Raw genomic sequence first — 14,607 nt, 5'->3', positions numbered from 1 at the left:
TCCCGGCAGCAGCGGGCCAATCCGCTGCCAGGCGTTAGTGAATCGTTTCGGAGTGCGGTATGCGGGTTTTAGGGTTTCTCACGGCGCTGTTGCTGCTCGGCCAGGTACAGGCCGAAACGCTGCGCGTCGGTATCGAGAGCCACGACTATATGCCCTACTTCCGCGCCCAACCGGGGCAGCCGGTGGAAGGCTATGCAGTGGAACTGCTGCAACGCTTCGCCAGCGAACAGGGCATGCAGCTGGAGCTGTTGCCGCGCCCACTGAATCGCCTGCACCACGATCTGCTCAATGGCGAAAACCTCGATCTGATCTTTCCGGATAACCCGCAATGGTCGCGCGACCTCAAGGGTGATCGGCGTCTGCACTACAGCCACGCCGCCATCAACGTGGTGGACGCCACCCTGGTGCTGCATGCGCGCCTGGGTTTGGGGCCGCAGGCGGTGAAACGGCTCGGCACGGTGCGCGGCTTCACCCCGCAAGCCTGGGATGCCGAGCTGGCCAGTGGTCAGGTACAGCTGCTGGAGGCCAATGATATTGCCGGGCTGATCCGCATGGCCCTGCGCGGGCGCATCGATGCGCTGTATGCCAACGCCGAGGTGGTGCGCCTGCAACTGCAGAACATGGGCGAGGCCAGCGACAGCCTGCTGGCCGATCCGAGCTTGCCGCTGGCCCGCACCAGCTATCACTTGAGCACGCTGCACCAGCCGCAGTTGTTGCAGCGTTTCAACCGCTTTCTGGAACAGCATGCCGGCGAACTGGCGGCACTGCGGCAGCGCTATGGCCTGGCCTGCAGTGCCAGCGACCTTAGCGAAGAACAGCCCGCCTGCCGCGCGCAGAACATGGCCGGCAGCCGCTAGCCGGCGCGGCTTTTGCCTATTTTTTTCCGTTGCCCATGGCGTGTCGGGGCGTGACGAGCTATTCCTTTCCATCGTTCCAATAGCGATTGGCAAACTGCGCCGGTCGGCGCCGGCCCTTAGGGTTGGCGGACTTCTTCTGCTCTGGCCTTACGAGACGACCATGGAACCCGGAAACTCCCAGCTGACAATGACCGTCTTGATGACCCCTGACATGGCCAACTTCTCTGGCAATGTGCATGGCGGCACGCTACTCAAATACCTCGACGAAGTGGCCTTCGCCTGCGCCAGCCGCTATGCCGGCACCTATGTGGTGACGCTATCGGTCGACCAGGTGATCTTCCGCGAACCGGTGCATGTCGGGGAGCTGGTGACCTTCCTCGCCTCGGTCAACTTTACCGGCCGCACCTCAATGGAAATCGGCGTGAAGGTGGTGACGGAAAACATCCGCGAACGCTCGGTACGCCACACCAACAGCTGCTTTTTCACCATGGTGGCGGTGGGCGACGACGGCAAGCCCATCGTTGTCCAACCGCTGGAGCCGCAAACCGCCGACGAAAAACGCCGCGTGCGCCAGGCCCAGCAACGGCGGGATTTGCGCCAGGAGCTGGAGCGGCGCTATCAGGAAATTCGCGACGACACCGAGCACGCGTAACGCCCCAAAAGCTCGCGGCTGAAGCCGCTCCTACGGGACTGGGCAATTCGTAGGAGCGGCTTTAGCCGCGATGCTCTTGTACCGCCTTAAACATCCTGTTTAAAAATGCCCACCAGGCAACGCCCGGCTTGGCACGTTCGCTGCGATAGACTGTGGCCCGCAACGCGTCCGCCGACCAACGGTAAGCCTCAGCTGCCTCCCCTCCAGCCCAGGCCCTGGCAGCGCGTTGCTTCAGACTGACCCACACTGCATTGCACGTCGGCCAGCCCATCACGCAGCAAACGGGAGATTCCATGGTTCACCACACCCCTCTGATTGCAGCATTGGCCACTGGCTTTGTGCTGGCTTTCGTCCTCGGCACCCTGGCCAACCGTCTGCGCTTGTCGCCCCTGGTCGGTTATCTGCTGGCAGGGGTGCTGGTCGGCCCGTTCACTCCCGGCTTCGTCGCCGACAAAGACCTGTCCAACGAGCTATCGGAAATCGGTGTAATCCTGCTGATGTTCGGCGTCGGTCTGCACTTTTCCCTGAAAGACCTGATGTCGGTGAAGAACATCGCCATCCCCGGTGCCCTGGTGCAGATCGCTGCCGCCACGCTGATGGGCATGGGCTTGTCCTGGCTGCTGGGTTGGCCCTGGGGCGCCGGGCTGATCTTCGGTCTGGCGCTGTCGGTGGCCAGTACCGTGGTGTTGCTGCGGGCGCTGGAGTCGCGGCAGCTGATCGACAGCCGCCGCGGCAAGATCGCGGTGGGCTGGCTGATTGTCGAAGACCTGGTGATGGTGGTGGCGCTGGTGTTGATTCCAGCACTGGCCGGGGTACTCGGCGGCCAGGATGCAGCGCCCGACGAGGGCATCTGGCTGCAACTGGGGATTACCTTGGCCAAGGTGGCGGCCTTTGTCGCATTGATGATCGTGGTCGGCGGCAAAGTGATTCCCTGGCTGCTGGAGAAAAGCGCCGGCACCGGCTCCCGTGAGCTGTTCACCTTGGCCGTGCTGGCGATTGCCATGGGCGTGGCCTATGGCTCGGCAGTGTTGTTCGGCGTGTCGTTCGCCCTCGGCGCGTTTTTCGCCGGGATGATCCTCAACGAGTCCGAGTACAGCCATAAGGCGGCCGAAGATTCATTGCCGCTGCGCGATGCCTTCGCCGTGCTGTTCTTCGTCTCGGTGGGCATGCTCTTCAACCCCATGGTGCTGCTCAACGAGCCGCTGCTGGTGCTGGCCACCCTGGCGATCATCGTGTTCGGCAAGTCGCTGGCGGCGCTGTTGATTGTGCTGGCCTTCGGCAAGCCGTTGAGCACGGCGCTGACCATCTCCGCCAGCCTGGCGCAGATCGGTGAGTTCTCGTTTATTTTGATCGGCCTGGGCGTAGGCCTGGACCTGGTGCCAGAGGCCGCGCGCGATTTCGTCCTGGCCGGGGCGATTCTGTCCATCGTCATCAACCCGATGCTGTTCACCCTGATCGACCGTATCCAACCCTGGCTCGACGCCCGGGAGAACACCGCGCCGGTCGGCACCGTGGAAGAAGTGCCCGCCGAGGAATTCCAGCCCATCACCGAAAGTGGCCATGCCATTCTGATCGGTCACGGCCGGGTGGGCAGTCGCATCAGCGCCCGCCTGCGCGAAGAAGGTGTCCCGCTGGTGATCATCGAGGACAACCGCACCCAGGCCCAGGAACTGCGCGAGGTCGGCTACAGCGTGGTGCATGGCAACGCCGCCAGCAGCCGGGTTCTGGAGCTGGCCAATGTGGCCAGTGCGCGCTGGTTGCTGATCGCCATCCCCAATGGTCTGGAAGCCGGGCAGATTGCTATCCATGCCAGGGCGGCCAACCCCGATCTGGACATCATCGCCCGCGCCCATTTCGACGACGAAGTGGATTACCTGCAGCAACAAGGTGCCGATCTGGTGGTGATGGGCGAGCGGGAAATCGCCCGGATCATGTTTGATCGCCTGGGCCTGCAGACCACCGCACCGGCCTGAATAAGCGTCTCCGGTCCGATGGGCTGGAGTTGCCTGGTGGGAGGCGAGTAAGCTTGGCGCTCTCGTTGGAGCGCACCCACCATGCTGACCCTGGGCAATATGTTTGTGCTGATGTTGCTGGCCGCCGGCGCCGCCTGGCTGTGGCATGCCCATGGCCTGCGCGAGCGCGCCCTGGAGCGGGTCAAACAGCACTGTCAGCGTATGGAAGTGATTCTGCTGGATGACAACGTGGCGCTGCGCAAAGTGGCGCTATTGCCCGATGCCCGCGGCCGTCGCCGACTGGCACGGGTATACGGCTTCGAATTCACCGTTACCAGCGAACAACGCCATGCCGGCACCATCACCATGTTCGGCCAGCATGTCGGCAGCATCGAACTGGCACCGCACCCCTTTGTGGAAAAACCCGGCCAGCCGCTTGAGCAACACAATATCGTCGGCGACAGCGTGGTGATCGACGGCGAAGCCAGCCACCGCGCGGCACCTGATAGCGTGATCGACGTGGTCCCCGAGCGCGTCAGCGCTCAGGTGGTGCAACTCAGTGACTGGCGCCGCAAGCACGACAAGCTGCAGCACTGACAGCTTCGCGCCCTACCCCGGCAACAAGAATTCCCGCACCCGCTCGGCGCTGTCCTGCGGTGTCTGTTGCATAAAGCAGTGCCCGCCCGCCACCACCTGGGCACTTACATGGCTGTTCAACGCCGTCAGCCGCGCCACCGCCTTGGCGACAAAGGGGTAGCTGTGCTGCCCGTGGAGAATCTCGGTGGGGGTGACGATCTTGTTCAGCGAACTCCACAGCCGCCGCGGGTAGGAACTGAAGATCTCCGCCTCACGGCTGGGTCGGCATTTCAGCTCGACCCCGTCTTCCACCGGCTTCAGGGCGTGCTCCACATAGGCCCACAAGGCCGCGTCTTCCCAGCCCTTGAAGGTGCCGCGGCCATGCAGGCCGGCGTACGCCGCCGCGCGATCCGGCCAGTGCTTGCGACGAGCCGCCGATTTACGTGCCATGGTGTGGCGACGGTGCAAACCGAGGACCTCGGACACGGCCATCACGCCGATCAGCGCCGGCGGAAACAGCACCGGGTCGAGCAGCACCGCACGTTGGAACAGCTCAGGGTGCTTGGCCACAATCAGGCTGCTCAACACCCCACCGAAGCTGTGGCCGAGGGCCAAGCGCGGCACCTCGCCAAACCGCCCGCGACCAGCCTCGAAGGCCTCCACCGCCAGCTCGGCGCTACGGTTCCAGCCATGGAAACGACCGCCGTGATCGCTGTCGCCATGGCCCTGGATATCGCACAGCCACAGGTCGAAATCTGCCGCCAGGTGCTTGAGCATCGGCTCGTAAGTGCGCCCGCAAAACCCATTGCCATGCAGGAAATGCAGCAGCGGCTTGCCAGTGGGTTCGCTGTGCCAGCCACGCAGGGTAAAGTTGGCTGACGTGGCGTGGGACCAGGAGTGGAGGGTGAAGGGCGTCATGGCGGCGGGCTTCTGGGAAAACGAGCGCGGGAGTTTACCGGTTAACAGCTTCGCGGCTAAAGCCGCTCCTACGATCCTCGTCACCTCGTAGCAGCGGCTTCAGCCGCGATTGCATTTACAACAGGCACCCCCTAAACCCCGCCCCCAACACCTGCTCATCCTGCGGCGCACTGAAGATCAGCTCCAACCGCGAATCCTTGCGCCATTCGCTGCTCTGCCAATGCAAGGGCTCACCGTTCAGGGCATTGGCCGACAGCCAGCCGGCGTTAGTCTGCAGCACCAGCTTGGCACGGCACCAGGGCAGGCTGGCCAGCCAGTTTTGCACGCGCATCAGTTCGAACTGCTGGCTCGGGTGCCATCGCCAGCCAATGCTCCAGCCTTCGGCCTGGCCACCGCTCTGGCAGATGGGCTGACTGGGGTCGAGCCACACGCTGGCCATACTGGCGGCGCTGTTGGGCAGCTTGAGGGCGTCGCTGGCGGTTCCGGCCTGGGCGGCCAGACCCGGCAGCTCGGCCACCGGCAACGCACCCTGGATGGTCCAGAACAATGGTCGCGCTGGCAGCCGACTGGCGAGTTGTTCGCGCGTCTCAGCGTCCAGATTTTCCGCTTTGTTCAGCACCAGCAAACCCGCGTCTGCGAGCGCTGCCTGTTGGGTAGCGGGCAACGGTTGCCCGGCCGCCAACGCCTGGGCATCCAGCACCAGCACACTTGGCTGCACCGCCAGCACCCCTTCCCATGGCGGCTCACGCAGTTGCTGGAGCAACTCGGCCGGATGGCCAAGGCCTGACGGTTCGATAAACAGCCGATGGGGTTTGGCCTTGCGCAGCAGCCGCGCCAGGCCGATCTGGAACGGCGCGCCGTTGACGCAGCATAGGCAGCCACCGGCCACTTCGCTGAGGGCGATGCCGTCGTCGGCGGTGGTCAACAACGCGGCGTCCAGGCCGATCTGGCCGAACTCGTTGATCAACACCGCCCAGCGCTCATCCGCGGGGCGCTGCGCCAGGAGCTGGCGGATCAGGCTGGTCTTGCCGGCACCCAGCGGGCCGGCGATCAGGTGCGTGGGGATATCACTGAGCAACGTGGGTTCTCGACATTCAGGCGCGGTGCCTAACCATCGGCGAAAAGCCTTGCAGGCACAAGCGCGGGCCTTGGCGTGCTAGAGTCGCCGGCAAATTTTCCGGCGCTGGAGACCCTCGATGCGCGTACTGCTGTTGCCATTGCTGCTTTTGCTGTCTGGCCAGGTACTGGCCGAAGCCTGTGTGGTGCATAGCCAGGCGGAACGCCTGGACGTGAAAGTCTGCCAACAAAACCGCAGCATCCCGCCCAACCTGTTCCACACCGGCTTCTGCCAGCCCACCTTGCAAGGCCAGAAAGTCACGGTGGATTACGTCGAACAATGCCCACAGGGTTCGTTTGGCGTATGCCGTTCGGCCAAGGTGCCGGGCACCCCGTATCAGCAGGATATCCATTACTACGGCGTGGCCAGCGACGCCACCTACCTCAAGCCCGCCTGCGAAAAGCAGAATCGCGGCGTGTGGATGGATCGCTGAGCTTTTCGCCCTAGGCGGCTGCGTGCCAGTCGCCAAATGGGTCGGCATAGTGCGCCCAACCGTCGGCACCCGAGGCCATTTCCGCGTCGCTTAGCAGGCAGTCATCCAGCTCGGCGGCGAGCTGGGTGAAGTCGATGTTCTGGCCGATAAACACCAGCTCCTGCCGGCAATCGCCGACCTCCGCGCTCCAGTGGCGCATCACCGTGGCCACGCCCTCGTCATCCTGCGGCCAGTGGTCTTTGGGCACATGTCGCCACCAGCGCCCGGCAAAGCCATAGCGCATCAAGCCGCCCGCCTGCGACCAACTGCCGGCATCCTGGTGTTTGCTCGCCAGCCAGAAGAAGCCCTTGGAGCGCAGCAGCCGCCCATTGCTCCATTCACGGTTGATAAAGTCGTAGAAACGCTGGGGATGAAACGGCCGCCGCGCCCGGTAGGCGTATGAGGCAATACCGTACTCCTCGCTTTCCGGCACATGCTCGCCGCGCAGCTCCTTGAGCCACCCGGGGGCCTGGGCGGCGCGTTCGAAGTCGAAGCGGCCGGTGTCGAGGATTTTCCCCAGCGGCACCTGGCCCATCACCATCGGCAGAATTTCCGCGTGGGTGTTAAGGCTGGCCAGAATGCCCAGCAGCTCGGCGCGCTCCTCGCGGGAGATCAGGTCGATCTTGCTGAGCAGAATCACATCGGCAAATTCCACCTGCTCGATCAGCAGATCGGTAATCGAGCGCTCGTCGTCCTCACCCAGCACCTCGCCGCGGCTGGCCAGGCTTTCGGCGGCCTGATAGTCGCGCAGGAAATTCAGGCCATCGACCACGGTGACCATGGTGTCCAGGCGCGCCACATCATTCAGGCTTTGGCCATCTTCACCGCGAAAGGTAAAGGTTTCCGCCACCGGCAACGGCTCGGCAATGCCGGTGGACTCGATCAGCAGGTAGTCGAAACGGCCATCGCGGGCCAGGCGATTGACCTCTTCCAGCAAGTCTTCGCGCAGGGTGCAGCAGATGCAGCCATTGCTCATTTCCACCAGTTTTTCTTCGCCGCGGTTGAGGCTGACATCGCGCTGCACCTCGCTGCCATCGATATTGATTTCGCTCATATCGTTGACGATCACCGCCACCCGCAGATTGTCGCGGTTGCGCAGGATGTGATTGAGCAGGGTGCTTTTGCCGGCGCCGAGAAAACCGGACAGCACGGTGACGGGTAATCGGGGGTCATGCATGGGGAAGTCCTCATCCGGCTGCTTGTGCGCAGCTCAGTGGGTGGCAATTTCGATGTTATACTATAACAATAAATCACCAATTTCCCGCAAGTGCTCAATTTCTTCCAGCCATAAAAAAACCCCTGAAATCGCTGTAAGCCAGCGGCTGCAGGGGTTTCACGTGAAACTAGCGGTTTATCAAGGTTGCCGCTTTGGCAAGCTTGAGCAATCCGCCGCCAACCAGCGCCCTTGGGATTCCGAACGACCTTGCTGGTTCTGCCCGCCCATCAAAAAGGTGCCATTGATGGTGGTGGCGAATTCCCGCGCACTGAGAAAAGTGGTCTGCCCCTGCCCTTTGCCCTGGGGACAGCTGACGTTGAATTTCATCATCTGCGGTGTGCGTTCGGTGATCTGCTGGCTGCAGCCGGCCTGGGTGCCCTGGGTGGGAAAACTGTCGGTCTGCGCCTGCTGCGGGGTGATGCACATACGCACCCCGTTGCCAGCCATGGCCACGCCCTGCTTGGCCATCGCCTGCTCGGCCATCTTGCGTTGCTCGGGCGGCAGGCTGCCCATCAGCAATTGCAGGTCTGGCAGTTGCTGGCCATTGACCTGCAGGGCGGTGGATTTGATTTCCCACAACCCCGGTTGCAGCTGCTGCGCCTGCAGCCAGGGCGAAACACAGAGTGCGGCAGTAGCGGCAAGAACAAGGCGGATGTTCATAAAGCAGGGTCCTTCTGGCAGGTAGGTGGTGCGCCATGGCATCGGCGAACACTGATGTAGACGTTAGCGAAGGGTGACAGTTGCAGCTGAGCACGGCACATTGCGTGTCAGCACATTGCCCAAGCGAAGCTGGCATGGACCTGATCATTCCACCGCTGTTCGGTTACCTGATAGCCCTGACCCATGTGTTGGGGTTCTGCGCGGCGATCCACGCCATCCTTACCGTGCGCACCGCGCAAGGCTCGATTGCCTGGGCGCTGTCCCTGTTGTTTATCCCCTACCTGACGCTAGTTCCCTACCTGGTGTTCGGCCGCAGCACCTTCGATGCCTATATCCGCGCCCGCCGCCAGGCCGACCGCGAAATGCGCACCGCCATGGGCAGCCTGAACTGGCGCCCCTGGGCCGAAGAAGCCCTGGCCGCCCAGGATACCGACGCCTACCGAACCCTGCGCGGCTTGCCGGCGCTGGGCCATATGCCGTGCCTGGCGAATAACCAGGTGCGCCTGCTGATCGATGGCCACGCCACCTTCGAAGCGGTCTTCGCCGCCATCGCCCAGGCCCGGCAGGTGGTGTTGGTGCAGTTTTTCATCATTCACGACGACGACCTTGGCCGCCGCCTGCAAAGCCTGCTGCTGGAACGCGCCGCCGCTGGCGTGGCGGTGTATGTGCTGTACGACAGCATCGGCAGCCATGCACTGCCCAAGCGGTATGCACAGACATTGCGCCACGGCGGCGTCGATGTACGCGCCTTCAGCACCCGCCGCGGCTTACTCAACCGCTTCCAGCTGAACTTTCGCAACCACCGCAAGATTGTGGTGGTAGATGGCGAGTTCGGTTTTGTCGGTGGCCTGAATGTGGGTGACGAATATATGGGCCTGAAAGCGCCGCTGGCACCCTGGCGCGACACCCATGTCGAACTGCGCGGTCCGGCCGTGGCCTGCCTGCAGGAGTCCTTTGCCGAAGACTGGTTCTGGGCCACCCGCCAACTGCCGCCGCTGATCCTTCCGGAAGCCTATGGCGGCGAAGGCAAGCTCTGCCAGGTGCTCACCAGCGGTCCGGCAGATGCCCAGGAAACCTGCTCGCTGTTCTTTGTCGAAGCGATCAACTGCGCCCGCGAGCGCCTGTGGATAACCAGCCCGTATTTCATTCCCGATGAGTCAGTGTCGGCGGCTCTGCGCCTGGCGGTGCTGCGCGGTGTAGATGTGCGCCTCCTGCTGCCGTCGCGCCCGGACCACCGCACCGTGTACGCCGCCTCCAGCCTGTATGCCTTCAATGCCCTGCATACCGGCGTACGGGTGTTTCGCTATCAACCAGGATTTTTGCACCAGAAGGTGCTGCTGATTGACCAGAAAATGGCCGCCATCGGCAGTGCCAATCTGGACAACCGTTCGTTCCGCCTGAACTTCGAAATCATGCTGATCACCGTCGACGGCGACTTTGCCCGCGAGGTGCAGCACATGCTGGAGAACGACTTTGCCCAGGCCATCGAGCTGGCCGCTGGCGATGACCAGAATATCCATCGCCTGCGTCAGTTGGGGATGCGCATTGCGCGACTGATCTCGCCGATTTTGTGACAGCCGCAAATCCCGTAGGAGCGGCTTCAGCCGCGAAGCTGTGGCTCTTCAAGAGCGTCGCGGCTGAAGCCCCTCCTGCAAGAGGGCTGGGACAGACTTAAACCTCGGTCTCTTCCTTGTACAGCTGCAGCCCACGCGCCTGGTAATTACCCAAGGCACTCGGGTGATCCAGCGTGCAGGTATGCACCCACACCCGCTTGGTACCGGCCCAGGCCCAGGCCGATTGCAGCGCGTGGGTCAGCAGCGGACCGCCAAAGCCTTTGCCGAAGAACTCCTCGACCAGACCGAAATAGAGAATCTCCACATCACCGTCGGCACTGCGCTGCAACTCGTAGTAGCCGGCGATAGCGCCCTGCTCATAGGCGACAAAGGTGCGGTGATTGTCTTGCTCCACCAGGTCGCGCCATTGCTGGTCGGACCACACCAGTTTGTCGGTCCATTCCCAGGGGCCACCGACCAACTGGTAGAGAAAACGGTTAAGGGGGAATTGCTTGATGGCGCATTCGACGATGTTCAACGCCGCCGGCAGCGGCTTGCCGCGGATGGCCTCGCTGCTGTGCATTTCCAGGTAGTAGGTGATGTTTTCAACCGCTGACATATCCAGGCCCCAAATCGAATGTGGCGTCGAGGCTAAAGTAGAAAAACCGCCAGTGGCATACGCAGCTGGCGGTTTTTTTGTCCATACAGTCAGCTAAGTGTCATTCACTTGCCGGGCGATACAGGTGTGCATGACCGGCGCGATACAGGTTGGAGTCGGCAAACGCGTCGGCCGCCAACACCCGGCCGACCAGAATCAACGCCGTGCGCTGAAAACCTTTGGCGGCGACGCCGGCCTCGATATCGGCCAGGGTACCCACAACCCAATCCTGATCCGGCCAACTGGCGCGGTGCACCACCGCAATCGGGCAATCGGCACCGTAATGCGGCAATAGCTCGGCGACTATCTTGCCCAGGTGCTGCACGCCGAGATGAATGGCCATGGTCGTGCCATGCCGGGCCAGATCGCCGAGTTCTTCACCGGCCGGCATTTTCGAGCGGCTGCCATAACGGGTCAGAATCACCGTCTGGGCGATATCCGGCAGGGTCAGCTCACATTCCAGCAGCGCCGCGCAGGCCGCTGTGGCGGTGACGCCGGGGATGATTTCAAAGGGAATCTGAAGACGGCGCAAATGGCGGACCTGCTCGCCGATGGCGCCGTACAGCGACGGGTCGCCGGAATGCACGCGAGCGACATCCTGGCCCTGGCGGTGGGCGGTTTCGATCAGTGCGATGATCTCGTCCAGATGCAGCTCGGCGGTGTTCACCAGGGTGTCGGCGTTATGCCCGTGCAGTACCGCTTCCGGCACCAGCGAACCGGCATACAGCAACACCGGGCAACTGCGAATCAGGCGCTGGCCCTTGACCGTGATCAGCTCCGGATCGCCGGGCCCGGCACCAATAAAATAGACCGTCATGCGGGTTCCTCTATGCCGGCAACCGCCACGGTGGCCTGGGCACTGCTGTGTTTTTTGCTGCGCAATCCCGCGCGCCTGCCGCTTAACGCTTCGACCTGGGCCAAGGCGCAGGCCTCGGCAACGCTGGCCGCGCCGGTAGCGCTCAAGGCGATAGTGGAGTGCTCGCCAATACGATCACTGACCGTCTGCAACTGCTCTGGCGCGAACCAGGCCAGCGGCAATTCCAGACTAAGCGCCAAAGCGCGCAGCCCGGGCTCCTGACGTTTGTGCGCGAGGCTGGCCAAGCCGGCGAGGTCCGCCAGGCTCAGGCCATGGGCGTGCAGCGTACGCTCCAGCAACAGGCGCAACTCGGCCTCGCTGCAGCCCGTGCGGCAACCGATTCCAGCGATGTAAGGCGCAACGATGGGCACAAGAAAACGCCTGCAATAGATAAGAAAAAACCCGCTGAGGGCATGCCCATCAGCGGGTTCTCAGGCAGCAGCGGCGAATTAAACCGCGTTGCTGCCGGCGAAGCGACGATACAGCCAGGCGCTCAGCAGGCCCAGGGCCGACCAGAACAGCGCATTGGTGATCAGCGAAGCCCAGATGAACTGATGCTCCAGCGCTTGCGGCGCCAGGCTCGAATGCACCTCAGGTTGCGGCGCGCCGATCACATGGGGCACCGCCAACAGCAGCGCACCAACCACTTTCACCGCCCAGTGACGGGCAAATACCAGCAAGGCCAGGCCAACGGCGGTGGCCGTCGCGGTACCGATCCACCAGTACTGCCGCAGCTGCAGATCCGCCGCGGCAGTGCCCGGCAGCTCGGGTGGCAGGCCGAGCGATGGTGCCAGGCAGAAGGTTGCGAAACCGGCCAGGCCCCAGAACAAACCATCACGGGTACGGCCAGGAGCACGCAGGGTGTACAGACCGGCCAGCATCAAGGCGAAGCCGACGGCGACCACCAGATTGCCGCCGGTGGTGGACAGCACGCGCTGCCAACCATCTTCCGGTGCCCAGGCCTCGGCACTATGTTCGTGGGCGTGTTCATGGGCAGCAGCGCCCGCTTCGTGGCTATGCTCGGCAACCACCTGCTCGGTAGCCGGCTCGGCACTCTCGAAGGTCTCGCCCTGCAGAATCAGGGGGGCCACCCAGAAGCTTTGCAGAAGAGTCAGCAACAGGGCAGCCAACAGGCCGGCAAACCCGGCGGTCTGGGCAATACGCTTAATCATCGCAGCTACCCCTTAGTGGCACGGAAACGCGGCACTGTGACGGGTATCGTGGGCAGCGTTATGCACCGCTTCGATATGGGAGAAGCCGGCGAAATACACCAGCATGGCACCGATCAGGCCGGCACCAATCGCCACAACCAGGCGTTGGGATAGCGAGGCGCTGGCCTCGGCAGAATGTGTAAGGGTGCTACTGGACATGACCGTTCCCTCTGAACTGGAAATGAAAACGTAGCAGAAGGGAACGCACGAGGAGCCGAATGCGAGCGCACTCAGACTTCCGGCTTGCGCCCGCCCACCGCGGGTTTTGCCTACTGGTATGAATTCAGGCCGGTCTCCGGGCTCGCGCTGCTGAAGGGTTTCAGCAAGCGCCTACCGTTGCGGGGGCAGCGTCGGACTAACCTCAAAGGGCGCACCGACTTCCCGTTTCACCTTGCGCACGACGACGCAAGACACCTGAAACAGCGCGCTAGGACACCATTTTCGTTGGCAAAGGTCAACGCTCGGTGTTGTGCTCCTATCGAGGCTTCAGCCTCGAGTTTTTGATCTTCGCCTCCCTCGCCGAATTTGACCCATTCCCCGCCACTGCGTAGCCTTGCTCGCTTCGAGGTTCTCCACGCCATTCAGGCCTGGAGCTAAGAGGGAACGCGGAAAAAAACCGCGGCTGCCCCCGCAACTGTGAACGACCTGCTTTCTTCCTATGCCACTGCGCGTGCGGGAAGGCGAAGAAAGCGGCCCGCTACCGGGCCAGGTCGTAAGCCAGGAGACCTGCCTTGAAATGCATTCAACCGGGCGGGGTGATCCGGTAGCGAACGCCTGCTGCGCGCACCCTGCTCGCCGCCGTCCTCGCCGCAGCCCGCCGATCCGATTTCGCTCGCATCACACAGGGCTGCAACCGATGAAAAGCTTGGCCAAACTTCCCGTCACCATCGTCACCGGTTTTCTCGGCGCCGGTAAAACCACCCTGCTGCGCCATATGCTCGACAACGCCGAAGGCCGCCGCATTGCGGTGATCGTCAATGAGTTCGGCGAGCTCGGTATCGACGGCGAAATCCTCAAGCAATGCTCCATCGGCTGCACCGAAGAAGAAGCCAACGGCCGCGTCTATGAGCTGGCCAACGGCTGTCTGTGCTGCACCGTGCAGGAGGAGTTCTTCCCGGTGATGCGCGAGCTGGTGGCGCGCCGTGGTGACCTCGACCAGATCCTCATCGAAACTTCCGGCCTGGCTCTGCCCAAGCCGTTGGTGCAAGCCTTCAACTGGCCGGAAATCCGCAATGCCTGCACCGTCGATGCAGTGATCACCGTGGTCGACAGCCCGGCCGTGGCCGCCGGCACCTTCGCCGCCTTCCCCGATCAGGTGGACGCCCAGCGCCGCGAAGACCCCAACCTCGATCACGAATCGCCGCTGCACGAGCTGTTCGCCGACCAACTGGCCAGCGCCGACCTGGTGATCCTCAACAAGGCCGACCTGCTCAGCGCCGAAGCCCTGGCCGCAGTGCGTGCCGAAGTGGCGGAAGAACTGCCGCCAGCGGTGAAAGTGATCGAAGCGCGCAGCGGTGTGCTGCCGCTGTCGGTGTTGCTGGGCCTGAACTCGGAAACCGAGCTGCATATCGATAGCCGCAAAACCCACCACGACCTGGAAGACCACGAAGAACACGACCACGACGAGTTCGACTCTTTCTCCGTCGAGCTGCCGGAAGTCGAAGAAGCCCAGTTGCTGGCCGCCCTCAACGAGCTGGTGGAGCGCCACGGCGTGCTGCGCATCAAGGGCTTCGCGGCCATCCCCAACAAGCCGATGCGCCTGCTGATTCAGGGCGTGGGCAAGCGTTTCGACAAACACTTCGACCGCGCCTGGCGCAGCGATGAAGCGCGCGCCAGCCATCTGGTGATCATCGGCCAGGAGCTGGACCAGGCAGCAATCAGCAACGAGCTGCGCACGGCGCTGGCGTAA

General features: G+C 63.1%; 15 protein-coding genes, 1 pseudogene and 2 riboswitches. Of the genes and pseudogenes, 7 read left to right on the top strand and 9 right to left on the bottom strand.

Going from position 1 to position 14,607, the window contains the following annotated elements; genetic code table 11:
• Window positions 1-59 precede the first annotated feature (59 nt).
• The 4 genes and pseudogenes from ACVW0Y_RS07305 to ACVW0Y_RS07290 form a co-directional block, all read left to right on the top strand.
• Entirely contained in the window at window positions 60-857 is a 798-nt protein-coding gene (locus tag ACVW0Y_RS07305) for a substrate-binding periplasmic protein (protein ID WP_457437106.1), read from the top strand.
• A gap of 160 nt (window positions 858-1,017) precedes the next feature.
• Window positions 1,018-1,509, top strand: a complete 492-nt coding sequence (locus tag ACVW0Y_RS07300) for an acyl-CoA thioesterase (RefSeq protein ID WP_457437104.1) — start codon at window positions 1,018-1,020, stop codon at window positions 1,507-1,509.
• A 293-nt stretch (window positions 1,510-1,802) separates the two neighbouring features.
• Complete coding sequence (ybaL, locus tag ACVW0Y_RS07295; RefSeq protein WP_457437102.1) at window positions 1,803-3,482, top strand: YbaL family putative K(+) efflux transporter; 1,680 nt, start codon at window positions 1,803-1,805, stop codon at window positions 3,480-3,482.
• Window positions 3,483-3,563: 81 nt separating this feature from the next.
• Window positions 3,564-3,896, top strand: a pseudogene (locus ACVW0Y_RS07290) (DUF3301 domain-containing protein); the annotation flags it as partial.
• A 174-nt stretch (window positions 3,897-4,070) separates the two neighbouring features.
• On the opposite strand, the gene ACVW0Y_RS07285 reads toward ACVW0Y_RS07290, so the two are convergent.
• Both ACVW0Y_RS07285 and ACVW0Y_RS07280 read right to left on the bottom strand, forming a co-directional pair.
• The gene (locus ACVW0Y_RS07285; protein WP_457437100.1) at window positions 4,071-4,955 is read right to left on the bottom strand and encodes an alpha/beta fold hydrolase; all 885 of its coding nucleotides are present in this window, start codon (window positions 4,953-4,955) and stop codon (window positions 4,071-4,073) included.
• Between the two features lie 115 nt (window positions 4,956-5,070).
• Window positions 5,071-6,033, bottom strand: a complete 963-nt coding sequence (locus tag ACVW0Y_RS07280) for a CobW family GTP-binding protein (protein WP_457437098.1) — start codon at window positions 6,031-6,033, stop codon at window positions 5,071-5,073.
• 118 nt (window positions 6,034-6,151) lie between these two features.
• Between ACVW0Y_RS07280 and ACVW0Y_RS07275 the strand changes: the two genes are divergently transcribed.
• The gene (locus ACVW0Y_RS07275; protein WP_457437096.1) at window positions 6,152-6,505 is read left to right on the top strand and encodes an NADH:ubiquinone oxidoreductase; all 354 of its coding nucleotides are present in this window, start codon (window positions 6,152-6,154) and stop codon (window positions 6,503-6,505) included.
• A gap of 10 nt (window positions 6,506-6,515) precedes the next feature.
• Here ACVW0Y_RS07275 and zigA read toward each other — a convergent pair whose 3' ends face one another.
• Entirely contained in the window at window positions 6,516-7,721 is a 1,206-nt protein-coding gene (zigA, locus tag ACVW0Y_RS07270; RefSeq protein ID WP_457437094.1) for a zinc metallochaperone GTPase ZigA, read from the bottom strand.
• A gap of 177 nt (window positions 7,722-7,898) precedes the next feature.
• Window positions 7,899-8,420, bottom strand: coding sequence for a DUF3617 domain-containing protein (locus ACVW0Y_RS07265; protein ID WP_457437092.1), 522 nt, complete (start codon window positions 8,418-8,420; stop codon window positions 7,899-7,901).
• Window positions 8,421-8,554: 134 nt separating this feature from the next.
• Here ACVW0Y_RS07265 and cls point away from each other — a divergent pair, with 134 nt between their 5' ends.
• The gene (cls, locus tag ACVW0Y_RS07260) at window positions 8,555-9,994 is read left to right on the top strand and encodes a cardiolipin synthase (protein WP_457437090.1); all 1,440 of its coding nucleotides are present in this window, start codon (window positions 8,555-8,557) and stop codon (window positions 9,992-9,994) included.
• 97 nt (window positions 9,995-10,091) lie between these two features.
• On the opposite strand, the gene ACVW0Y_RS07255 is transcribed toward cls, so the two are convergent.
• The 5 genes from ACVW0Y_RS07255 to ACVW0Y_RS07235 all read right to left on the bottom strand — a co-directional run bounded on the left by ACVW0Y_RS07255 (window position 10,092) and on the right by ACVW0Y_RS07235 (window position 12,857).
• On the bottom strand, window positions 10,092-10,592 hold the full coding sequence (locus tag ACVW0Y_RS07255) for a GNAT family N-acetyltransferase (RefSeq protein WP_457437088.1): 501 nt from the start codon (window positions 10,590-10,592) through the stop codon (window positions 10,092-10,094).
• Window positions 10,593-10,692: 100 nt separating this feature from the next.
• A complete protein-coding gene (cobM, locus tag ACVW0Y_RS07250; RefSeq protein WP_457437086.1) occupies window positions 10,693-11,448 on the bottom strand; it encodes a precorrin-4 C(11)-methyltransferase in 756 nt (251 codons plus the stop codon).
• Window positions 11,445-11,858 (bottom strand): cobalamin biosynthesis protein, encoded by a 414-nt coding sequence (locus tag ACVW0Y_RS07245; protein ID WP_457437084.1) that lies wholly within the window; start codon window positions 11,856-11,858, stop codon window positions 11,445-11,447. Before ACVW0Y_RS07245 ends, cobM begins: the two co-directional genes overlap by 4 nt.
• 78 nt (window positions 11,859-11,936) lie before the next feature.
• A complete protein-coding gene (locus ACVW0Y_RS07240; protein WP_457437081.1) occupies window positions 11,937-12,659 on the bottom strand; it encodes a CbtA family protein in 723 nt (240 codons plus the stop codon).
• Window positions 12,660-12,671: 12 nt separating this feature from the next.
• On the bottom strand, window positions 12,672-12,857 hold the full coding sequence (locus ACVW0Y_RS07235; protein ID WP_457437079.1) for a CbtB domain-containing protein: 186 nt from the start codon (window positions 12,855-12,857) through the stop codon (window positions 12,672-12,674).
• A gap of 110 nt (window positions 12,858-12,967) precedes the next feature.
• Window positions 12,968-13,131, bottom strand: a riboswitch (cobalamin riboswitch).
• A 115-nt stretch (window positions 13,132-13,246) separates the two neighbouring features.
• Window positions 13,247-13,446, top strand: a riboswitch (cobalamin riboswitch).
• Between the two features lie 108 nt (window positions 13,447-13,554).
• Here ACVW0Y_RS07235 and cobW point away from each other — a divergent pair.
• Window positions 13,555-14,607, top strand: coding sequence for a cobalamin biosynthesis protein CobW (gene cobW, locus ACVW0Y_RS07230; protein ID WP_457437077.1), 1,053 nt, complete (start codon window positions 13,555-13,557; stop codon window positions 14,605-14,607).

Source organism: Pseudomonas sp. TE3786, from assembly GCF_054057335.1.
Note: the sequence above shows the minus strand (reverse complement) of the source record. Positions and strands in the feature narration are given on the sequence as shown.